Source organism: Stenotrophomonas sp. TWI273, assembly GCF_039674765.1.
Taxonomy (GTDB): Bacteria; Pseudomonadota; Gammaproteobacteria; order Xanthomonadales; family Xanthomonadaceae; genus Stenotrophomonas.
The window spans coordinates 63,952-87,041 of sequence record NZ_JBDJOA010000003.1 but is presented as its reverse complement, the minus strand read 5'-3'; the positions used below and the strand labels follow the sequence as shown (position 1 = coordinate 87,041).

Below are 23,090 nucleotides of genomic sequence, written 5' to 3'. Positions count from 1 at the left end.
GCGCCGCGCGGCCCCCTGCGCGCGCCCTGACAACCCGGCGGAGCGAATCCGCCTACGGAGCAAGACATGGCAGACCTTCTGTGGCAGAAGCCCGGCGTGGCGGTAGACGCCAAGATCCAGACCTTCCTGGCCGGCGATGATGTGATCCTGGACCGCGAGTTCTTCCTGTACGACGTGGCAGCCAGCAAGGCGCATGCGCAGGGGCTGGAGAACATCGGCATTCTCGGCAACGACGAACGCGTCGGCCTGCAGCGCGAGCTGGATGTGCTGGCCGAGGATTTCCGCAGTGGTGCGTTCGTGCTGGATGAGCGCTTCGAGGATTGCCACTCGGCGATCGAAGCGCGCCTGACCGAGCGCCTCGGCGATGCCGGTCGCAAGATCCACACCGGGCGCAGCCGCAACGACCAGATCCTGGTGGCGACCCGGTTGTGGCTGAAGGACAAGCTGCTGCGCGTGGCCGAGCTGAGCCGCGAGATCGCCAAGGTGGCGCTGGATCGTGCCGAGGCCGAAAAAGACCTGCCGGTGCCGGGCTATACCCACATCCAGCGCGCCGTCGTGTCCTCGGCGGGCATGTGGTGGGCCGGCTGGGCCGAAGCCTTCATCGACAACGCGATCCGCGCGCACGACACCTTCAACCTGGTCGACGCCAATCCGCTCGGCACGGCCGCCGGTTATGGCGTGAACCTGCCGCTGGACCGCGCGCACACCACCGAGGCACTCGGTTTCGCGCGGATGCAGATCTCGCCGATCTATGCCCAGCTGTCGCGCGGGAAGTTCGAGCTGGCCGCCCTGGAAGCGCTTGGCGGCGCCACGCTGGATCTGCGCCGCATCGCCTGGGACCTGTCGCTGTTCACCAGCGGCGAGTTCGGCTTTGTCGCGCTGCCGGCGCAGTACACCACCGGCAGTTCGATCATGCCCAACAAACGCAACCCGGACGTGATCGAACTGATGCGGGCCACCCACGCCAGCGTGGCCGCGGCCCGCACCGAGATCGAGCAGCTGCTGTCGCTGCCGTCGGGCTATCACCGCGATCTGCAGAGCAGCAAGGGCGCGATCTTCCATGGCTTCGGCCGCGGTCTGGCCGCGCTGGAACTGCTGCCGGCGCTGCTGGCCAACCTGGAATGGCGCGACGACAAGCTGCGTGCGGCGATCGATTCGGGCATGTACGCCACCGATGTCGCCGTGGAAGCGGCGGTGGCCGGTGTGCCGTTCCGCGAGGCCTACAAGGCCGCCGCCGCGGCGGCGGATACGGCCGGGCAGGGGCGGACCCCCGAAGGCAGCCTGGCCGCGCGCGTGTCGCCCGGCGCGGCCGCCGACCTGCGGCTGGATGAGCTGCGCGCCCGCTGGGCCGCACTGGTGTGATCACGACGGCGGCCGCAAGGCCGCCGTTCTTGTAACGTCTTGCCGGGCGCGCCCGGGAAAAGGACTCACATGAAAATCTGTTATCTGGTGATGGTCACCCGCACGCCGGACTTCCGCGATGAGGTCGGTGCCGAGCACGTGCGCTTTCTCGATGAGGTGCGGGCCCGCGGGCAGCTGCTGCTGACCGGTGGCTTCACCGACAAGAGCGGTGGCGCCTACGTGCTGCAGGACATCGCCGATCTGGCCGCTGCACAGGCGCTGGTCGACACCGATCCACTGCTGGTGCAGGGCAGTGCCACCGCCCGTATCCACGAATGGAGTACGCGCTGAGCGCACCGACCCCATGAACCAGTCCGTGCCTTCGCCGTTCACCGAACAAGCCGTTCCGCAGTGGAAACGCGCCGTCCTCAAAGTGGGCAGCAGCCTGCTGGCGGCCGATGGCGGCGGCCTCTCGCCCCGCCACGCACTGGGGCTGGCCCAGTTCGTCTCGGCCAATGTCCTGGCCGGGCGTGAAGTGGTGATCGTGTCCTCCGGCGCGGTTGCCGCGGGTCGGGCGATCGTGCCGCGCGCGCTGGAAGCCGGGGCGGCGATGGCCGCACGGCAGGCACTGGCGGCGCTGGGCCAGGCGCAGTTGATCGGGCTGTGGCAGCGCTTCTTCGAACGCCCGGTGGCGCAGGTGCTGCTGACCCATGACGACCTGCGCAACCGTCGCCGCTATCTCAATGCCCGCGCCACGCTCAACGAACTGCTGCGGCTGGGCGCGCTGCCGGTGGTCAACGAGAACGACACCGTTTCGGTGGATGAGCTCAAGCTCGGCGACAACGACAATCTGGCTGCGACCGTCGCTGCGCTGATCGACGCCGACGTGCTGTTCATCGCCACCGACATCGACGGCCTGTACAGCGCCGATCCGCGGCGTGATCCACAGGCACGGCCGATCCACGATGTGCCCGAGCTGACCGTCGAGGTGCTGGCGATGGCCGGGGGGGCCGGCAGCGGCGCGGGCACCGGCGGCATGCATACCAAGCTGGAGGCCGCGGCCAAGGCCGGGCGTGTCGGCATCGAGACCTGCCTGTTCAACGGGCGCAGCGCCGAGGTGGTGCGCGCGCTCAGCCAAGGCCGCCTCTTCGGCACCCGCATCCACGCCGCGCAGACCCGCGTGGCCGCGCGCAAGTACTGGCTGCGGCACGCGCCGCTGGAACCGGGCGCGATCCTGGTCGATACCGGTGCGGCCGATGCGCTGCGTGGCAAGGGCGCCTCGCTGCTGCCCGGCGGCGTGGTCGGCGCGGAAGGGGACTTCCGCCGCGGTGACATGGTCGAGATCCGGCAACGCACCGAGGCCGGCGAGGTCTGCCTGGCCCGTGGTGTCAGCCAGTACTCAGCCAGCGATATCCGCCGCGTCGCCGGGCGCCACTCGCGCGACATCGAAAGCGTGCTCGGCTACAACTACGGTGGCAACGTCATCCACCGTGACGATCTGGTGTTGCTGTAAAGCGTAAGAACATCCACGGGAGAGCCACGCCATGCGTGGCTGCGCAGCCTGGGCCGTTCGACCTCCCCCAGCCACGCATGGCGTGGCTCTACCGTGTTTTTTCAAGGATATTGAGATGGTCGCCAGTTCCACTACCGACATCCGCACCCAAGCGCTGGCCTGCCGCGAGGCTGCCCAGCAACTTGCTCAGCTGTCCTCCGCCGCCAAGGCCGATCTGCTCGAAGCGATGGCCGCGGCGCTGGACGCGGATACCGATGCGATTCTCGCCGCCAACGCACGCGACCTGGCCGCCGCCACGGAGAAGGGCGTCGGCACGGCGATGCTGGACCGCCTGGCCCTGAACCCGCAGCGGCTGGCCGGTATCGCCGCCGCGCTGCGCGAGGTCGCCGCGTTGCCCGATCCCGTCGGGCAGGTGACCCGCGATGACGTGCGTCCCAATGGCATCCAGGTGCAGAAGGTGCGCGTACCGCTGGGCGTCATCGTGATGATCTACGAAGCGCGCCCGAACGTGACCGCCGATGCGGCGGCGCTGTGCATCAAGGCCGGCAACGGCGTGATCCTGCGCGGTGGCTCGGAGGCGATCCAGTCCAATGCCGCGATTGCCGCGTCGCTCAAGCGCGCGCTGCGCGAGGCCGGCATTGCCGATGCAGCGCTGACGCTGGTCGAGGATCTGCGCCGCGAGACCATGCTGGCCCTGCTGCAGCTCAACGACCTGATCGACCTGGCGATTCCGCGCGGCGGGGAAGGGCTGATCCGGTTCGTGGCCGAGCATGCCCGCGTACCGGTGATCAAGCATTACAAAGGGGTCTGCCATCTGTACGTGGACCGCGCCGCCGATCCTGCGCTGGCGCTGCGCCTGCTGGTGGACGGCAAGTGCAGCCGGCCGTCGGCCTGCAACTCGCTGGAGACGCTGCTGGTGCATGCCGACCTCGCGCCGACCTTCCTGCCCTTGGCGGCGAAGGCGCTGGCCGAACGTGGTGTGCAGCTACGCGCCGATGCGGTGGCACGCCAGTGGCTGCCCGATGCTGACGTGGCCAGCGAGGACGATTACGCCGCCGAGTATCTGGATCTGATCATCGCCGTGCGCGTGGTGGATGACCTGGACACCGCCCTGGCGCATATCCAGCAGTACAGCTCGGACCATACCGAAGTGATCGCCACCGAGGACGCGGTCGCCGCCGAACGCTTCGTGCATGCGCTGCGTTCGGCGGTGGTGATGGTCAACGCCTCCTCGCGCTTCTCCGATGGTGGCGAGCTGGGCCTGGGCGCGGAGATCGGCATCTCCACCACCCGGCTGCACGCCTATGGCCCGATGGGCCTGGAAGCACTGACGGTCGAGCGCTTCGTCGTCCGCGGCGAAGGCCAGACGCGCGCGTGACCCGGTAGAGCCGGCCGCTGGCCGGCTCCTTCCCATCGTGGCAACCCGTGGAGCCGGCCAGCGGCCGGCACTACCGGTCTGGCAACACCCGCGCGATTACCTGTGCGCGCCCGCCAATGCCTGCGCGGTGACCCGTACCGGCCGCGCGTGCTCATCCATGTGCAGGGTCACCGACTTGCCATCGGCCAGCGACGCGGCCACTGAGGCACTCGCGCCGAGGTCATGCGCCATCTCTTCGCGGGTCACATCGTCATGCGGCAGCCGACGCTCCTTGCCCGTGAAGCGCATGCGGTTGTACTCGGCCCAGGCGATCAGCAGCGCCGCGCAGCAGAGCAGCATGACCGGCAGGGCGATCACCACGAACGGGTCGATCATCTGCTTCTGTTCGTACAGCTGCGTCCAGGCCATCTGCCCGCCCAGCAGCCAGGAAACCAACGTGACCAGCGGTGCCCACAGGTAGAAGTAGAACGCCCAGAAGGCGATGGTCACAAAGCCCCAGGCAGTACGCTGCAGGCGTGGCTGCTGGCGCGGTTTCTGGATCAGCCGCGAGTCGAAGCGGCGGGTGGATTTGACAGTGTTCATCGGATACCCCGGTCAGGACTGACCCAGACCGCGCGCTTGCCACGACGCTTGAAGATCGTCTTGGGGAACGCCACCAGGGTCGTGAACAGACTGATGAGCCAGTACGCCATCGGGTACCAGATCACCCAGAAGTAATTACGTCCAATATGCGTTTCGTAACGGCGGTCGATGATCAGGCTGCTGGCGAACTGCAGCAGGCAGACCAGCGCCAGGATCACGCCATGCCACTGCGGCAGCAGCGTGGCGATGTACAGCTCGGGCGGCAGTGTCATGAATTTGCCCAGTGCCCACAGCACGATGATGGCCAGCATCGTGTACGCCCACAGCACGCTGAGGATGTACTCCAGCAGCACGCCCCACATGCGGCGCTTGCGCCAATGGAACAGCGAGCCACCGTGCCGCAGCAGCACTTCCACGCCCCCTTGGGCCCAGCGCAGGCGCTGCCGCCACAGCCCCTTCAGCGTTTCCGGCATCAGGATGAAGCACAGCGCATTGGGCTCGTAGCGGATGTCCCAATGATCCATCTGCAGGCGCCAGCTGATGTCGATGTCCTCGGTGACCATGTCGTCGGACCAGTACCCGATCCGATGCAGCGCAGTACGGCGGAACGCGGCGATCACCCCGGAGATGGTGAAGATGCGCCCATACACCCGCTGCGCGCGCTTGATCATGCCGATGATCGAAGAGAACTCGGCGACCTGCAGCCGGCCCAGCAGGGTGGAACGGTTGCGGATGCGCGGGTTGCCGGTGACCGCGCCCACGCGCGGGCCCGAGGTGAGGTGCCAGACCATCCAGTGGGTGGCGTACTCCTCCAGCATCGCATCGCCATCGATGCACACCAGGAACTCCGAGCGTGCCGCCAGCGCGCCCATGCGCAGCGCATTGGCCTTGCCCAGGTTGCGGTCCAGATGCACCACGCGCAGGCGTGGGTGCAGGGCGGCCAGGGCATCCAGCCGTGCCCCGGTATCGTCGCTGCTGCCATCGTTGATGGCGATGACTTCGAAGTCCGGGTAGTTCTGCTTCAGCGCCGAACCGAGGGTGTCTTCCAGGTTCTCCGCTTCGTTGTGGCACGGGATCAGGATCGACGCGAACGGATACTCAGCCATCGGCGGCGGATCATCGCGGTCGCGTGCCTTGCGTTCGCGCCGGAAGAAGTAATACAGGCCGCCGGACATCCAGAAGAACGCCATCACCATCGGGTAGAAGAAGGCGAACTGGAACAAGGTGTAGAGAAGAGGATGCATGGCGACCTCACTTTTCCTCGTACGGGAAGCTGCGGGCCGACATGGCCGCGCGCGCGTCATACGTGGAGGGACGTCCGGCGATGAAGTCATCCGGATACCAGGCGAAATGACGCACGCCCTGCGCCTGTAGACGGCGGATCTGCGCGCGCAGGCGGTCGCCGGGGATCGGCTTGCCGGTGCGCCAGTCCAGCGTCTGCAGCTCGAACATCGTCTGCGACAACTGCGGATCGTGCTGCTTCACTGCCACCACCAGCCGGTCCAGCCAGCGTTCCGGGCTGCGGCTGCCTTCCATCCACGGCATCGCCATCAGGGCGGTGTGGTCGTAGGCCTTGTTGAACAGGTCCAGACGCTGGGCGAACCAGCTCGCGCTCTGCGGTTCCAGCACGGGCTGGGCATACAGGTTGCGCACGGTGCCCAGCTTCGGCCGCCAGCGCTGCGCCGCGGTGCGCAGCTCCAGGGTGAAGTCGATCAGCGCCTGGGTGCGTGCACCGTCATCGTCTTCGGGCGGCAACTGGGTCAGCTCGGTGTCGCGCAGGTAGGCGTCATCGTGGAAGAGCAGGCCCTCGAAGTACGCGTTGATCGCCAGGTCTTCGTAGATGTCATCGATGATCCTGCGGACCTGCGGCCGGGTGAAGTCCAGCCGGAAGATGCCGTCGCTTTCCGGGCTCTCGATGGCCAGCGCCTTGCGGATGGCCGGGTCCTTGAGCTCGTAGCCCAGCACCGGCAGCCACGCGAACACCTTCACCCCGGCGCGCGTCTTGAGCTGCCACGCCACCCGGTTGAACAGGTCCGCACGCATCGGCAGATGGCGGTTGGGGAAGTACAGCGCGTCGGCCGAGCCGTTGCCGTCCGGATCGGCGAAGGCCTGCAGGAAGACGTGGGTGGGGCCGATCTTCTTGACCCGCTCGATCAGCGCATCCAGGTTCTTGGCCAGCTGCACCGGGTCGGCATCGTAGACCGCATCCAGGTCGATCTGCAGCGCCCGCATGCCATCGCGCTCGACATCGCGGCGCAGCTCGTAGGCCAGCTGCACCACGGTTGGGTTGTTGGTCACCAGCAGGCGCGCCAGGCCGTGAAGATCACGCTTGACCGGCGTGCTGCGGCCTTCCAGATCGAACGAGACCGGCATGCCCAGCTGCTCGGCGATGTCGTTGCTCAGCGCGTTGTAGGCGGCGTACGGCCACACGATCGCCTTGGGGCTGACGCCGACATTGCGCTGGATGCGCTCCACGCTGCGGCCCAGATCGGCGCGCAGGCGGGCCTCGTACTCGCCTGCGGTTTCATAGGTCTTGCGGGCAGGATCGTAGATGCGCGTGATCACCGCCGGCGTCGAGTTGCCCTGTGGGTTGGACTGTACGCCGTGGTGCAGGTTGTCGGTATGGCTGGCCAGTTCGATCAGTCCGCTTTTCTGCATCTCACGCAGCTGCGCCCAGGTGAGGAAATCCTCGCGGGTGAACGGGCGGTAGCCGTAATCGATCTGGCGCCCGGCCGGCATATCCACGTAGTCGGTGATCACCGCCACCAGCGCCGGATAGTTGTAGGCGCGCAGCAACGGAAACACCTTGCTGTACACGCTGCGCAGGCCATCATCGAAGGTAAGCAGCACCGGCTTGGGCGGCAGCGGCGTGCCGCCCTGCGAGGCGGTGATCAGCTGCGACAGCGAGACCGGGTGATACCCGTGGGCCGACAGCCAGTCCAGATGCGCGGCGAAGTTCTGCGTGCTGACGGCATAGGCATCCGGGTCGCCGCGTTCGGCCACCTCGTCGCGGATGTCGTGGTAGCTGAGCACCAGCAGCCCGTTGTCGGCCGCATCAAGTACGGCCGGCGGTTGCTGTGCCTGGGCCGGCAGGACCACGGTGAGCAGGGCCAGCAACAGCCAGTGGGTCCAACGCTTCAAGTCCATGTGCCGCATGTCATTCTCCCCACCGCAGGCCGGCATCCAGGCCGATATGTCGTTCACGCTGTCCGTCATAGACCGGTCGCGACCAGCGGATGCCGTACTCGAAAATGCGGCCTTCACCGAGCTGCCACTCGTGGCGGTACTCGGCCGAAGGCACGATCGCGCTGCCATAGCCCTGCTGCCAGTACTGCCCCACCGAGACCGTCAGGCGATGGCGGAAGTGGCGTTCGTAGTGACGCCACAGTTGTTGGTCCACGCGCAGCCCGATCTCCACCGAGTGGTCCTCGGATGGGTTGAAGTAGGGCACGTCGTCGCGGCTGCCGCGGCTGGCGTACAGGCTGCCCAGGCCATCCACGAACACGGTCGGCCGGGTCATCAGGCGTTGTTCGATGGCGGTGCTGACGGTATCGCGGCGATTACCGTCGTCGTAGCGGAACTGACTGGCGCCCAGGCTCCAGTGAGTACGTTCATCGCGGCGATAGTCGGCTGTCAGCGCTATGCTGTCGGCGGTGATGCCTGAGACGCGCGCCTGCATCGAGGCATCCGGATCATTGCGTGCGGCGGTGATGCCGGCATGCCATTGATCGCTGAACTGCCAGCCGAACCCGGCACTGAGGCCGGTATCGCCGATGTGGTCGTTGGCGCGGTTGACGAAGGCTTCGGCATCGGCACGCCCGTAGCGGTAACGGGTGCCCACGCCGATCCGCAGCGGGTCGATGGTCTGGTCCTGGAAATCCACACTGCGCCGATCGGCGAACGCGACCAGGCGCCAGCGGTCGTCCAGCACCGGCGACTGCACTTCAACGCCGTAGCGGCCGTCATCGTTGCCCAGCGGTGACGCACCGCCACCGCCGGAGCTGCGCCCGCCTTCGGCGTAGGCATGCCACTGCCAGCCACGGTGCGCGCGCCAGCTGCGGTCCATGCGCTGCACGGAGGGCTGGTTGGGGTAGGCAGCGAGCAGCGTGTCGTGGATGGGGCGCGCGAGGTCATCGCGCTGCACCTGCACGTAGGCGTCGTACTGGCCCAGCCGCGCCGGTACGTCGCGCGGGTCCAGCGTGTTGGCCATGCTGTAGCGCTCCAGCGCCCGCCGTGGCCAGCCACGCATCAGGTAGATGTTGCCCAGCGAGGATTGCGAGCCGGTATTGCCTGGCCCGATCTCGACCATCTTCTCCAGATCGCGCTGCGCAGTGGGCAGGTCGCCACTGTAGGCACGCACCATGGCCAGGTTGAGGTCGGCCTCGTAGCGCGGCCAGTTCGGATAGGGTGCCTTGGCACCGTTGGCCCAGCGCCACGCGGGCTCATCGGCCTGCCACTTCTTCAGCAGGGCGATCGCGGTGTCGGCCTGCTCGTCCTCCAGATACGCATAGGCCAGTTCCGAACGCGCCTGCGGCAGCGACGGGTCAGCCTTGAGTGCGGCTTCCAGCACCGGGATCGCCTCGGCCGGATGCTGCGTGGCCATCAGCGAATCGCCGACGGCGGCCAGCAGATAGTTCGGCACCGGGTGGCCGTCGGCGAGCAGCGTGCGGTACTCCTCGCGAACCTGCGCATGGCGGCCCAGCCGGTTGAGCAGGATCAGCCGGTCATGGCGGATCCGCAGCGGCGCCTGCTGCACGGTGGTGCCATCGCGTTCGAGGTACTGCTGCATCTGCACCAGCGCGGCATCGGCTTCATCCAGGCGGGTGTCCTCGCTGGGGCCATAGGCCAGACTCCAGCCCACCAGCTTGGCCAGATAATTGCCTTCCAGCCGTTCTTTCTGTGCCGCATCGAACAGGGTGGGGCGCGCCAGGTACAGCTGCCAGGCGCGGTGCGCGTTGCCGATGTCCGCCAGGGTCAGCACCTGCAGGCGATACAGCAATGCGTCGTCGGGCGACTGCACCCGTGCCCGCTCGATCGCCGCCAGTGCATCCAACCATTGGGCATGGTCCCGGAACTGGCCGATCTCGGCCAATGCGTTGTCCCGCGCAGTGGCTGCAGCCGCCGGAGCGGAAAAAGCGAGTGTCGCGCATGCCAGGCCGACGCAGAGCGCCAGCGGCCGATGGTCGTACATGGAACCCCCCTTGGAGCATCCTTTCAAAGGTGTGTTGCGTCAAAAGTGTGACGCACATCACATGCCAATCGTGCCTGACTGCGCAGTTGTTGCCAAATCGTTAAGACGCGGGTACGACCCATCAGCCCCCGGGTGGAACCCGGAGGGGAGGGGCAAGTCATTGAATCGCTACAGATTCAGGCCATGTCGCAACCAAGGACGGCGCACTCCATCGCGATGAAGCTGTTCAGCCTGCTGGCGACGCCAGAGGCTCCGAACGCTGCCCGGTGCAGCCCACCGGGTCAGTTAGCGACACGCTACGTCAGCAGTTGCGCACAACGCGTGTAGATGGACGCGCCGGGGCGCTTACCACTGGTCTTCGAGCTTCTGCGGTTTGCAGGCGACCCACGAGGCGCACAACAGCACCACCGCGCACAGGACCAGGAAGCCGAACGGCAGGTGCCAGCCGCCGCTGACCGCGTGCAGCCAGCCGAACAGGAACGGGCCCAGGCAGCTGAAGGCATAGCCCACGCCCTGCATGAAGCCGGACAACGCGGCCGAACCGGCGGGGGTGCGGGTCCGCAGGTTGATCAGGGTCAGGGCCAGCGGGAACGTGGACGGCCCGATGCCGAGCAGCACCGCCCACAGCCACGGGGCCTTCATCGGGGCGAACAACAGGCCGGCGAAGGCGATCAGGAACGCGCTGAAGCCGATCAACACCAGCCCGAAGGGATTGCGCAGGCGCACGGCCAGGGCCGGCATGGTCAGCGATGGCAGCAGGCCGCAGGCCGCGAAGATCGCCACCATGATGCCGCCGAACGCCGGTGTTGCACCGGCCTCGACCACGATCCGCGGCAGCCAGGTGAACATCGAATAGGTCATCAACGAGGTCATGCCGAACATCAGGGTCATGCCCCACGCCAGCGGCGTCTTCCAGACCTTGCCGTGCGGCGCGCTGGAGGGATCGTTGGCGGCGCTGATCGTGTCCGGGTGCGGACGTGCGCGCGAGAGCATCAGCCACGGCAGTGCCGCAGCCAGCGACATCAGCGCCCAGATGCCCAGCGATACGCGCCAGCCCGCCTGCTGCGCGACCGGCACCGCCAACAGGGCCGGCATCATCGTGCCGATCTGCAGCACCGTGATGTAGAGCGTGCTCATGGTGCCCACGCGGTTGGCGAAGTAACGCTTCACCAGCGGTGGCACCACCACGTTGCCGATGCCCATACCCGCCAGCGCCACCACCGAGCCGAACAGCAGGCTGCCCACGCCGCCGGCCATCGAGCGCAGCAGCAGGCCCACGGTGGCCAGGCTCATCGCCAGCAGCGCGGTGCGCTCCAGGCCCAGGCGACGCGCGACGGCCGGGGTGGTCACCCCGAACAACGCGAAGGCCGCCGTCGGCAGCATGCCGAGTACGCCCGTCATGGTGGTGCCGAAGCCGAAGGTCTGGCCGAGCACATCCAGCAGCGGGGTCAGCGAGGTGACCGCGGTGCGCAGGTTCAACGCGGCCAGCAGGATCGCAGCGAAGGCGAGAAGGCGCCCGTGCAGCAGGGACTGGGACGGTGGGGTGGGGTGAGTCATCAGCATGTTTCCTGACAGGTGGCGCACCGCGGCCATGCGGGCGCGCGGGTGCAACGGCAGAGACCGGCCAGTGGCCGGCGTCTGCGGGGTAGGGGACTGGCCGCCGCCGAAGGCGGGGCCAGGACCGGCCATTGTACGGGTTAGACCCCGGCAGGTCGCGCGGGGTGGGGCGCGGTGGTGCGGCTCGGAGGCGAGGGGACCGGCCGCGGGCACGATGCCCCGCCGCGCGCCGTGCTACGTGTGAAAACGCCTTCACAACAAGGGCCACGCGGTCCCCTTTCATGTGCGCTGCGTCAAAAAAATGACTATTTAGGAAAATTCCTACAAGCGAACGGGTGGTTGTCTTACCGGAAGGGTGGGGTTTTTGACGGTTCTCATGTCGCGAATAGCTCTTAAATTGGCGGGCCTCCATAGGGGCGGTCTATAGCGAACGATGGTTCGTGCCAGCCCACGTTCGAGATCCTGCATGCCAAACAACGTACTACCCACCCCGGCTCGCGCCGGTTCCCATGGCGCTTCCCGGCGCACCCTCCTTCTGGCCCCGCTGGCGGCCGCGCTGGCCCTGGTCTATCTGCCGGCCAGTGCCCAGCAGCTGCCCGCCCCGGATCAGGAGCTGCTCCGCCAGCAGGAGCGCGAACGCGCCCTGCGCGAGCAGCTTGAAACCCGGCCCGATGCACGTCTGCAGGACGCGCCGGTGGCCGCACCGGAGCGGCTGCCCCAGGACGAAGCACCCTGCTTCGTGATCGACCGCATCACCCTGGAGGGCGAGCAGGCCGAGCGTTTCCAGTGGGCGTTGCCCGCAGCCAACGTCAAAGGCGATCCGGCGCTCGGCCGCTGTCTGGGCACCGCCGGTATCAACGTGGTGATGTCGCGGGTACAGAACGCGATCGTCGAGCGCGGCTTCGTCACCACGCGCGTGTTGGCCCAGCCGCAGGACCTCACCACCGGCACCCTGGCACTGACCGTGGTGCCCGGCACGCTCCGCCAGATCCGTTTCGCCGAGGGCACCCATCGTGACGCCACCCTGTGGAACGCGATCCCGGCACGCAGTGGCGACCTGCTCAACCTGCGCGATATCGAACAGGGGCTGGAGAATTTCAAGCGCGTGCCGACCGCCGAGGCCGACATCCAGATCAGCCCGGCCGAAGGTGACGACGCCGCACCTGGCCAGAGTGACCTGGTGGTGCAGTGGTCGCAGCAGCGGCTGGTCCGTTTCAACCTCAGCCTGGACGATTCCGGCAGCAAGGCCACCGGCAAGACCCAGGCCGGTGCGACGATGTCGCTGGACCACGCGCTGCGCCAGAACGACCTGTTCTACGTCAACCTCAACCACGACGTGTTCAGTGGCGGCAAGCGCGGTACCAAGGGCTTCACCTTCCACTACTCGATTCCCGTCGGCTACTGGCTGTTCGGCGCGACGCGCAGTGGCTACGAGTACGAGCAGACCGTGGCCGGCAACCAGCAGTCGTATCTCTACAGCGGCGAGAGTTACAACGCCGAAGTGCGCGCCACGCGCCTGCTGTTCCGCAATGCGGACAGCAAGACCAGCATGTACCTGCGTGCGTGGGAGCGCGATTCGCGCAACTTCATCGACGACACCGAAATCCTGGTCCAGCGCCGGCGCATGGGCGGCTGGGAGCTCGGCCTGAACCACCGTCATTTCATCGGCCAGGCCACGCTCGATGGCACCGTCGGCTTCCGCCGCGGCACCGGGGCGTTCGGTTCGATCGCAGCGCCCGAGGAGCTGTTCGGTGAAGCCACCTCGCACCCGAAGATCTACTTCGCCGACGCACAGCTGAGCGTCCCGTTCCAGCTCGGCCAGCAGCGCCTGCGTTACACCGGCAGCTGGCGAGCGCAATGGAACCGTGGCGGGCTGGTGCCGCAGGACCGCTTCGCGATCGGCGGGCGCTACACCGTGCGCGGGTTCGATGGCGAGATGTCCTTGATGGGTGAGCGCGGCTGGCTCATCCGCAACGACATCGGCCTGGCCCTGGGCGGCGGGCAGGAATTCTACGTTGGCGCCGATTACGGCCATGTCGGCGGCAGCGCCACGCAATGGCAGGTAGGCAATGACCTGGCGGGCAGCGTGATCGGCCTGCGCGGGTCGTATCGCGGCCTGTACTGGGACGGCTTCGTCGGCGCCCCGTTGAACAAGCCCTCTGGTTTCCAGAACGCCTATACCGTCACCGGATTCACCCTGAGCTGGTCGTTCTGATTTCAGTGCGGGCGCGTTCGCGCCGCACCGACCGCACGCACACAAAGGAATTGTCATGAACAAGCATCTGTACCGCCTCGTGTTCAACCACGCCCTCATGCTCTGGCAGGTCGCCGCGGAAATCACGCCGCGCCCCGGCGGCGCCGGTACCGGGCAGGATGGCGATCGCACGGCGGCACTGCGCCCGATGGCGTTCGCGCTGTGGGTGATGCTGGGCTGGGTCGGCGTGAGCGGCCTGGCCGCGGCGCAGGTGGTGGCCGATCCGAATGCGCCCGGCAACCAGCGCCCGACCGTGCTGGAGACCGCCAACGGCACGCCGCAGATCAACATCCAGACCCCGAGTGCGGCCGGTGTCTCGCGCAATACCTACCAGCGCTTCGATGTCGACCAGCAGGGCGTCATCCTCAACAATTCGCGCGGCAACACGCAGTCCCAGCTCGGCGGCTGGGTGCAGGGCAATCCGTGGCTGGCCGGCGGCACTGCGCGGGTGATCCTCAACGAGGTCAATGGCGCCAACCCGAGCCAGCTGCGCGGCTACGTGGAAGTGGCCGGCGACCGTGCGCAGGTGGTGATCGCCAACCCCGCTGGTATCGATTGCGACGGCTGCGGCTTCATCAACGCCAACCGCATCACCCTGACCACCGGCACCCCGATGTTCAACGGCGGCGCGCTGGAGGGATACCGCGTGCAAGGCGGTGCGATCCACATCTTCGGCGCCGGCATGGATGCCAGCCGGGTCGACTACACCGATCTGATCGCGCGCTCGGTGCAGCTCAACGCGGGCCTGTGGGCACAGCAGCTGCAGGTCACCACCGGCGCCAATACGGTGAGCGCCGATCTGAGCCGTGTGCAGGCGCAGGCCGCCGAAGGCAATGCGCCGCAGTACGCGCTCGATGTGGCCCAGCTGGGCGGCATGTACGCCAACAAGATCCTGCTCATGGGCACCGAGCACGGCGTGGGCGTGCGCAATGCGGGCAACCTCGGGGCGCAGACCGGGGAGCTGGTCGTGACTGTCGATGGCCGGCTGGAAAACACCGGCAAACTGCAGGCGCGCGACGATACGCGCATCGCTGCCACCGGCGGTGTACGCAACGAAGGGCTGGTCAGCGCCGGGCGTGAACTGAACCTGCGCACCGGCCAGGACGTGGACAACAGCGGCGGCCAGCTCAACGGCACCCGCCTGGATGTGGAGGCCGCCTCGCTGGCCAACCGCGACGGGCGCATCGAACAGGCGGGCGTGCAGGCACTGGCGGTACAGAGCGCGCGGCTGCAGAACCGTGACAAGGGCAGTATCGGGGCGCTGGCCCAACAGGACGGCACCGCGCCGACCACGCCGGGCGAAGGGGCGGGCCCGGGCGGCCCCGGCACGCCCGGGACCGGCACGGGGGGCACCGACGGCGGCACGCCCGTCATCACTCCACCGACGACCGCGCCGCTCGCGCAGGGCCGCGTGGTGATCGCGGGACTGCTCGACAATGATGGCGGCGCCGTGCTGGCCGGGGGCGACATCGACCTGCGTGCCAGCGACCTGGACAACGACGGCGGTCGCCTCGGGGTGCGCGATCTGGCCGTGGAGGGTGGCACGCTCTCCAACCGGCAGGGCGAGCTGACCACGCAGCGTGACCTGCGCGTGCAGGGCGAGGCACTGCGCAACGACACTGGGGTGCTGAATGTCGGCGGTGCGCTTGATGTGCGCGCGGCGCAGCTGTCCAACCACGGCGGCAGGATCGCCCACAGCGGCAGCGCGCCGGCCCAGCTGCAGGTGGCAGGCACGCTCGACAACACCGGCGGCAGTCTTGCCAGCAACGCGGCATCGCTGGCGCTGGCCAGCGCGGTGCTGGTCAACACCGATGGCGCGCTGCTGCACGCCGGCAGCGATGGGCTGCAGCTCACCACCGGCACGCTGGAGGGCCAGCGCGGCGAGATCGCCACCGCCGGTACGCTCACTCTGCGCGCCGGCCAGGTCGATCATCGCCAGGCCGATCTGCAGGCGGGCACGCTCGACCTCCAGGTGGATACGATGGACAACCGCGGTAGCCAAGTGCTGGCCACCGGCAACCAGGCCAACCGGATCGGGGTGGCAACCGCGCTCGACAACAGTGGCGGCACGCTCGCCAGCAACGGTGACCTGGCGATCGCCACAGCGCTGTTGAACAACGCGGGCGGGCAGGTGCAGCAGGCCGGCAGCGGGCGGCTGGACATCAACGCGGCGACGCTGGCCGGCGCGGGCGGCAAGCTGCTCAGCAATGGCGCCCTGCACCTGCAGGGCCAGAACCTCGATGTCTCCGGTGGTGTGACGTCCGCCGTCCGCATGGAGATCGATGCGGGCCAATTGGACAACCGCCGTGGCGAACTGATCGCCACCGGTTCCGACGCGCTGGGCCTGCGCGTGGCCAACGCGCTGTACAACGACACTGGCAGCATCGTCGGCAACGGCGCGCTGGCCGTGCAGGCAGGCAACCTTTCCAACCGCGACGGCAAGATTCTGGCAGCAGGTGATGCGGCCTCCGCGCTGCAGGTGACCGGCACGATCGACAACCAGCGCGGCACGCTGGCCAGCGCGGGCGATCTGGACCTGCAGGCAGGCCAGCTGGACAACCAGGCCGGTACCGTCCAGGCGGCGGGCGACAGTGCGCTTCAACTCGGCGTGGGTAGCCTGCTCGACAACCGCCAGGGCGGCCTGATCGCCTCCGGTGGCGCGCAGCAGCTGCGTGCGGGCAGCGTCGACAACCGCGGCGGTACGGTCAACGCGGGCGACATGCTCGACGTGGAGATCGCGCAGACCCTGGACAACAGTGCCGGCACGATCGCCGCCAATGATGCGCTGCGCGTGCAGGCCGGCCGCATCGTCAACCGCGATGCCGGCACGCTGGCGTCGGTCGAGGGCGATGTCACCCTCGCCAGCGCGACGGACATCGACAACAGCGCCGGCGTGATCCAGGCCGAGCGTGCGCTGTCGGTGACCAGCCAAGGGCTGACCAACGTGCGTGGCACGCTGGCCGGCGCCTCCGTCGCCTTGGATACGCGTCTGGGCGGCGTGGACAACAGTGAAGGCATCATCGCCGCCACCGCCGGCACCCTGGATCTCCGCAGTGGTGCGCTGGAGAACCGCGCGGGCCTGCTGCAGTCCAGTGGTGGGATGAGCATCGATACGCACGGCCAGCGGCTGGGCAATACCGACGCGGGCGCGCGTGGCGGCATCGTCAGCGGTGCCGGGCTGACCCTGCGTGCCGGTGGACTGGATAACCGTGCCGGCCTTGTCCAGGCGCAGACGGCGCTGGACGCGCGGCTGGCCTCGCTGGACAACCGCAGCGGCGGGCAGGTCGGCAGCGGCTCCTCGCTGCTGCTGCAGGCGCAGCACCTGGATAACAGCGGCGGCCGCCTGCAGGCTGCCCAGAATCTGACCCTCGCTCTGAGCGGTGAGCTGGTCAACCAGGCCGGGCTGGCCGTGGCCGGTGGCGATCTGGTCGCCCATGCCGCGCGCATCGACAACCGCGCCACGAGCGGCGGCGGCACCGCGCTCGGCCTGCAGGGTCGCAACGTGGACCTCACCGCCGCGCAGATCGACAACAGCAGCGGCATGATCGCTGCCGACCAGCGCATCGCGCTGCAGGCGACCGATGCACTGTTCAACCAGCAAGGCCTGGTGTCCTCGGCGGGCAGTCTGGACGTGCGCGCCGGCCAGGTCGGCAACACCGACGGCACGCTGCTGTCCGCGGGCAACCAGACGCTGCATGCCAACGCACTCAATGGCACCGGCCGGATGTTGTCGCAGGGCGATCTGGTGCTGGCCTTGCAGCAGGATTACCGCAACGATGGCCAGATCACCGCCAATGGCAAGGCCACGGTCTCCACGCAGGGGCTGTGGACCAATGCAGGCAAAGTGCAGGCCGGCGATCTGGACCTGCATGCACGCCAGATCGACAACCTCGCCACCGGCGAGATCAGCGGCCTCCGCACCCAGGTGCGCGCCGATGGCGTGCTTGGCAACCGGGGGCTGATCGACGGCGTGGATACCCGCATCGATGCCGATGTGATCCTCAATGTTGGCACCGGCCGCATCTATGGCGACCGCCTGTCGATCGGTGCCACGACCCTGGTCAACAGTGATGAAACGCTGGAGGGCGTCACCCGCGCGGCCACCATTGCTGCGCGTGAGCGCCTGGACATCGGCGCCGGCACCGTGGTCAACCGCGAGCAGGCGCTGATCTTCAGTGCTGGCGGTGGCGAGAGCGCACTCAACATCGGCGGTGCGCTGGATGCGCAGGGCCATGCAGTCGGTCGCGCCGGCTCGGTGCACAACGCCAGCGCGACCATCGAGTCGCTGGGTGGCTTGAGTATCGATGCCACGCGCCTGCTCAACAGCAACGAGCATTTCGCCACCACCGAAGTGATGGTGGTGGGCCCGACCAAGAAGCTGTACATCCAGCCCAAGGGCACGCCCGGCATGCATGATGCCAGCGAGTTCACCTGGTCCAGCTGGAGCCGTGCCGGCAAGTACTGGTGGAAGAACGGCAGCGGCGACGTCAAGGATTGGACGCAGTACGACGTCACCCACACCGAGTACGAAACCCAGGTCACCTCCAGCGCGCCGGGTCGCATCATTTCCGGCGGTAACATGACGCTGCGTGGCGATGAGCTGATCAACGACAAGAGCCAGATCCTGGCTGGCGGCGCGTTGCTGGGCGATCTCGGCAACCTGCGCAACATCGATGCATTCGGCGAGTACCGCGTGCACGAGGAAGGCACCAGCCAATACACCTACAGCCGCTGGCGCGGTGGTTTCAAGCGCTATCACGAGCGCAAGTGGGACCGGAAGATCGCCTATCGCCCGGCCGATGAAGTGCGCACCATCAATCTGGGCGTGACCCGCACCGAACAGAACACGCGCGATGGTGGCAGCGGCTACCAGGTGGGCGGGGTCAGTACCGGTACCGTCGGTGGGCAGGTCGGCGGCGCAGCCGACGCCGGCGCCATCGGTGGACAGCGCCAGGTGACCGAAGTCAGCGCCAGCGTCGCCTCGCTGGCCGGTCCCGGCAGCACGGCGGGCACCGGTGCACAGGGCGCGGCGGGCAACCAGCCGACCGTGATCCGCACCATCGGCGTGGATGCCGAACTGCCGCAGACCAGCCTGTTCCAGAGCGGGCCGAATGCCGGCCAATACCTGGTCGAAACCGATCCGCGTTTTGCCGATTACCGCAACTGGCTCGGTTCGGAGTACCTGCTGCAGAAGATGGGCGTGGACCCGGCCAACGTGCAGAAGCGGTTGGGCGATGGGTTCTACGAACAGAAGCTGGTCCGCGATCAGGTCGCCCAGCTCACCGGCCGCCGCTTCCTGGATGGCTATGCCGACGATGAAGCGCAATACCGCGCGCTGCTCGACAACGCGGCCACCATCGCCGACGCCTGGGGCCTGCGCCCCGGCGTGGCGCTGACCCCGGCACAGATGGCCCAGCTCACCAGCGACATCGTCTGGCTGGTCGAGCAGCGCGTGACCCTGGCCGATGGCAGCACCACCACCGCACTGGTTCCGCAGGTGTACGTTCGCGTGCGCCCCGGTGATATCGACGGCACCGGCACGCTGCTGGCCGGCCGCTCGGTGGAGCTGAACCTGCGCGGCGACCTGGTCAACAGCGGGACCATCGCCGGCCGTACCGCGGTGAAGATTGACGCGCAGAACCTGCGCAACCTGGACGGCCGCATCAGCGGTGACACGGTCAGTGCCAACGCGCGTACCGATCTGGACAACCTCGGCGGCCTGATCGATGCGCGCAGCGTGCTGGTCGCCAGCGCCGGTCGTGATCTGAACCTGGTCACCACCACCCGCAGCGGTCAGAACACCGCGGGGTTGAGCGACTTCAGCCGGACCAACATCGACCGCGTGGCCGGGTTGTTCGTGAGTGAGGCTGGGGGCACGCTGCTGGCGAGCGCGGTGCGTGATGTTCGTCTTGACGGAGCCGAGATCGTCAACGCGGGCTCCGGTGGGCAAACCGTGATCGCCGCCGGCCGCGACCTGTCACTGGGCACCGTACGGGAGGCGCGGCAGGAGAACAACGTGCGCAATGCCGACAACTATCTGCGCAGCGGGTACAGCCGTGGCGTTGGTACCAATGTCCGGACTGTCGGCGATGTCCAGCTACAGGCAGGTCGGGACATGGAGTTGCAGGCAGCGACGGTCAACAGCGCCGAGGGTGCCCTGGTCGCGGTGGCGACCGGCAACCTCAACATCGGGGTGTCCGAAGACAGTTACAACTGGAGCGAGGGTCGAAAGCACCGGCATAGCGGCCTGCTCAACACCACGACCCGCACCACCCGCGACAGCCTCGATGAAACCGTTGCCCAGGGCAGCACGGTTGGCGGGAACACAGTGGCCATCCAAGGACGCAACGTCACCATCACCGGCAGCGATGTGATCTCCGATGTCGGCACCACGATTGCCGCCGACCAGGATCTGGTGATCCAGGCCGCTCGCGAATCGGCGACGGAAAGCCACTTCAAGAAGAAGGAGCAGAGTGGCCTGATCTACAACGGTGGCGCTGCGATCACGGCCGGCACGCAGATGCAGAGCGACGACAACAAGGCCGCGCGCAACACCGCGGCGGGGTCGACCGTCGGCTCGCTCGCAGGCGATGTCGTGCTGCTGGCGGGCGGGGCGTATCGCCAGATTGGCAGTGACGTCCTCGCGCCGGAGGGCGATGTGGACATCCACGCGCGTGAGGTCGCGATTCTGGAGGCCCGCGAAACGCAGACGACGGCGCAGGAGAGCAAGTTCAGGCAGGCCGGTCTCACTGTTGCGGTCACTGCGCCGGTGATCACTGCACTGCAGACCGCCGGCAACATGGCAAGTGCGACCAGCAAGACCTCTGACTGGCGTAAGCAGGCGATGGGTGCTGCGACAGCAGCGGGTGCGGTGAAGGAAGGCGTCGATGCGGTCGGCGCGGATCCAGGCGCGGCTGGCGGGTTGAACATTTCCATCACCGTGGGGGCCAGCAAGAGCGACAGCCGGACGACAACGCAGAGCGACACGGCGGCAGCGTCATCGATCCGGGCCGGCGGCGACGTCCGGGTCAGTGCCACGGGCGCTGGCAACGCGTCGGATATCACGATTCAGGGCAGTGACGTAACGGCAGACGGCAACATCCGCCTCAAGGCGGACGGAGACGTCGCGCTTCTTGCGTCCCGTGACGTGATCGAGATGGAGCGCAAGAGCAGCAGCGCCAGTGGCGGCGTAGGCGTGGCCATCGCTGTGGGCTCGGGCGGTGCCAGCGCCGGCATCACGGCCAATGCCAGTGCTTCGCGGGGCAGCGGCAAGGGCGAGGACGTCTACTGGAACACGACGCACCTGACTGCAGGAGAGTCGTTGGTCATCGAATCGGGCGGCGACACCACGCTGCGTGGCGCGGTAGTTTCAGGTGAGCAGGTGGCAATGAACGTCGGTGGCAACCTGGCGGTGGAGAGTCTGCAGGATACCCACAGCTTCCACAGCAAGGACAGAACCGTCGGGGGCAGCGTCACTTTCGGTGCGGGTTTCAGTGGCAGTGCCTACATGCTCAACCAAAAGAGCGACAGTGAATTTGCCAGTGTCACCGAGCAGTCGGCCATTCGTGCGGGTGACGGCGGCTTCCAGATCAATGTGGATGGGACGACACAGCTTGTCGGTGGTGCGATCAGCTCCAGCGATGCAGCAATTGATGCCGGCAGGAATCGACTTCAGACAGCTGCACTGGTGGTCAGCGACATAGAGAACGCTTCGAGCGCGAAGGCCAGTAGCGGCGGAATCGGTGTCACCGATGAAACCTTCTCCGGCTTGTATGGCGCCACCAAGACGATCATCGGCAACAAGCTGATCCATGGCGACGCCAGTGACGGCTCGCAGGGGACAACCCGTGCGGCGATCAGCGATGGCGCTGTGTTGATCACGGATGATGAGCTCCAGCGCGCGCTGACTGGCAAGGGGGCAGAACAACAGCTGGCCGGGCTGAATCGCGACACGCTGAACGCCCATCAATCTGCCGCGCTGATCGATCTTGAGCGTCTCGAAGAGCGTGCCGCTGCGGAGCACGCGATCACCGGCGAAGCCTTCCGCCAAGGCACTGCCTGGACGACGGATCTGGTGCACAAAGCAGCGACGGAGCAAAGTCGCATTGTCCTGCAGACCTGTGAAGCGGGCGGGACCAACTGCCGTCAGACCGAACTGGCGTTGGAGGATGTCCAGGCCATTGACGGCAAGCTGTACATCTTCAACAACGGCATTTTCAACGCTGAGCCCTACGCGCTTGCCACAGGCGCGAAGCAGAACACCAATGAAGCCAACGCGTCCGGGGTGTATTACATCCTGAACCCTTACACCGGCAACAAGGTGGCCGAAGGGCTGTATGCGATGTACGACAAAGCCAATGGCATCCTGGGCAGCCTTACGGGCGTCATGCTGCCTGTGACGGCCGCATCGCAGGCCAACATTGCGCTGCTGGAGCGTGCCAGGGAGGAGGGATGGGAGTTCAATGCCGTCAATCACAGCCGCGGCAGCATGACCTTCACCAATGCGATGTTGCAGCTTCGAGGCGACGACCAGAAGATGTTCCCCATCGGCTACATCCTCTACAACGGGGCTGCAGCCAATGCACAACAAGCGCTGGGGTTGGTCGGGTTGATTGGCGACGCCAGGGGAGAGGTATGGCAGAACACTCATCCGACGGACATCGTAGGCAGCTGGCGCGTCATTCTTGGCGGAAACCCGGCGACCTCCGAGAAGAATCAGGGCAGCTTCCCGGGGTCGCACAGTGCCTACGTGGGTTACCTGCCCGCGGACGGTACGGAGCTGCGGTCCATCACGGACAAGGTGTGGGGCATCGGTAAGATCAATCAACCTGTCAGGCAGGTCCCCAAACGTGAGGCTGAAAAACGATGATCAGGAAGTACACCTCGATGCTGGCGGCGGCCGCGCTTATCACTGTTGCCGGATGTGCCACGGCACCTGCGGCGCCGGGCCGGGTGGCCACAACGGACATTGGACCCGTTCCGGCCGGTTCCGTTCGCGTCATGCCCACCAAACAGCACTGGCGTAAGGCAGGTGCCAGCAAAGCCGACGCGGACCAGGCTAGGCAGCAATGCAGTCAGGAATTGCGGAACAATGAAGAGTACGCCGGGCTGCTGAAGGAGAGCTCTGTGATTACCAAGATCTGGCACGCTGATCGTACCGCTGCGCAGAAAAAGCGGCGCAAGGAAATTGGTACGCGGCTGAGTCAGCTGAGTGATGCGTGCATGACCGGGAAAGGATTCGAGTTCGTGCCTGGTGGGTTCCCGGTGGACTGAG

General features: G+C 67.2%; 12 protein-coding genes. 7 read left to right on the top strand and 5 right to left on the bottom strand.

The features are described 5' to 3' along the window. Positions 1–66: 66 nt before the first annotated feature. The 4 genes from argH to ABE571_RS04935 all read left to right on the top strand — a co-directional run bounded on the left by argH (position 67) and on the right by ABE571_RS04935 (position 4,232). A complete protein-coding gene (argH, locus tag ABE571_RS04950) occupies positions 67–1,362 on the top strand; it encodes an argininosuccinate lyase (protein WP_293981763.1) in 1,296 nt (431 codons plus the stop codon). A 69-nt stretch (positions 1,363–1,431) separates the two neighbouring features. Beyond that, on the top strand, positions 1,432–1,692 hold the full coding sequence (locus ABE571_RS04945; protein WP_313218896.1) for a YciI family protein: 261 nt from the start codon (positions 1,432–1,434) through the stop codon (positions 1,690–1,692). 13 nt (positions 1,693–1,705) lie between these two features. Then, positions 1,706–2,854 carry a glutamate 5-kinase gene (gene proB / locus ABE571_RS04940; protein ID WP_121038175.1) on the top strand — a complete coding sequence of 383 codons (1,149 nt, stop codon included), beginning with the start codon at positions 1,706–1,708 and terminating at the stop codon, positions 2,852–2,854. 115 nt (positions 2,855–2,969) lie between these two features. Further along, positions 2,970–4,232: a glutamate-5-semialdehyde dehydrogenase gene (locus ABE571_RS04935; protein WP_346493321.1), complete on the top strand. Its 1,263-nt coding sequence runs from the start codon at positions 2,970–2,972 to the stop codon at positions 4,230–4,232. Positions 4,233–4,328: 96 nt separating this feature from the next. Here the strand turns inward: ABE571_RS04935 and pgaD are convergent, their stop codons facing one another. From pgaD to ABE571_RS04910, 5 genes are all read right to left on the bottom strand, one after another. Continuing rightward, the gene (gene pgaD / locus ABE571_RS04930; protein ID WP_346482740.1) at positions 4,329–4,814 is read right to left on the bottom strand and encodes a poly-beta-1,6-N-acetyl-D-glucosamine biosynthesis protein PgaD; all 486 of its coding nucleotides are present in this window, start codon (positions 4,812–4,814) and stop codon (positions 4,329–4,331) included. After that, positions 4,811–6,058: a poly-beta-1,6-N-acetyl-D-glucosamine synthase gene (gene pgaC / locus ABE571_RS04925; protein ID WP_313212276.1), complete on the bottom strand. Its 1,248-nt coding sequence runs from the start codon at positions 6,056–6,058 to the stop codon at positions 4,811–4,813. The genes pgaD and pgaC overlap by 4 nt, the downstream gene beginning before the upstream one ends. Before the next feature lie 7 nt (positions 6,059–6,065). Then, a complete protein-coding gene (pgaB, locus tag ABE571_RS04920) occupies positions 6,066–7,961 on the bottom strand; it encodes a poly-beta-1,6-N-acetyl-D-glucosamine N-deacetylase PgaB (protein ID WP_313212275.1) in 1,896 nt (631 codons plus the stop codon). A gap of 10 nt (positions 7,962–7,971) precedes the next feature. Continuing rightward, positions 7,972–10,005, bottom strand: coding sequence for a poly-beta-1,6 N-acetyl-D-glucosamine export porin PgaA (pgaA, locus tag ABE571_RS04915; protein WP_346493320.1), 2,034 nt, complete (start codon positions 10,003–10,005; stop codon positions 7,972–7,974). Positions 10,006–10,350: 345 nt separating this feature from the next. Then, positions 10,351–11,562, bottom strand: coding sequence for an MFS transporter (locus ABE571_RS04910; RefSeq protein ID WP_070470219.1), 1,212 nt, complete (start codon positions 11,560–11,562; stop codon positions 10,351–10,353). A 466-nt stretch (positions 11,563–12,028) separates the two neighbouring features. On the opposite strand from ABE571_RS04910, the gene ABE571_RS04905 reads away from it, so the two are divergent. Genes ABE571_RS04905 through ABE571_RS04895 form a run of 3 tightly spaced genes read left to right on the top strand, consistent with a single transcriptional unit; the run spans position 12,029 to position 23,089 of the window. Beyond that, positions 12,029–13,777, top strand: a complete 1,749-nt coding sequence (locus ABE571_RS04905; RefSeq protein ID WP_346493319.1) for a ShlB/FhaC/HecB family hemolysin secretion/activation protein — start codon at positions 12,029–12,031, stop codon at positions 13,775–13,777. Between the two features lie 55 nt (positions 13,778–13,832). Beyond that, positions 13,833–22,685, top strand: a complete 8,853-nt coding sequence (locus ABE571_RS04900) for a hemagglutinin repeat-containing protein (protein ID WP_346493318.1) — start codon at positions 13,833–13,835, stop codon at positions 22,683–22,685. After that, positions 22,682–23,089 (top strand): hypothetical protein, encoded by a 408-nt coding sequence (locus ABE571_RS04895; protein WP_019182850.1) that lies wholly within the window; start codon positions 22,682–22,684, stop codon positions 23,087–23,089. Before ABE571_RS04900 ends, ABE571_RS04895 begins: the two co-directional genes overlap by 4 nt. Position 23,090 lies beyond the last annotated feature (1 nt).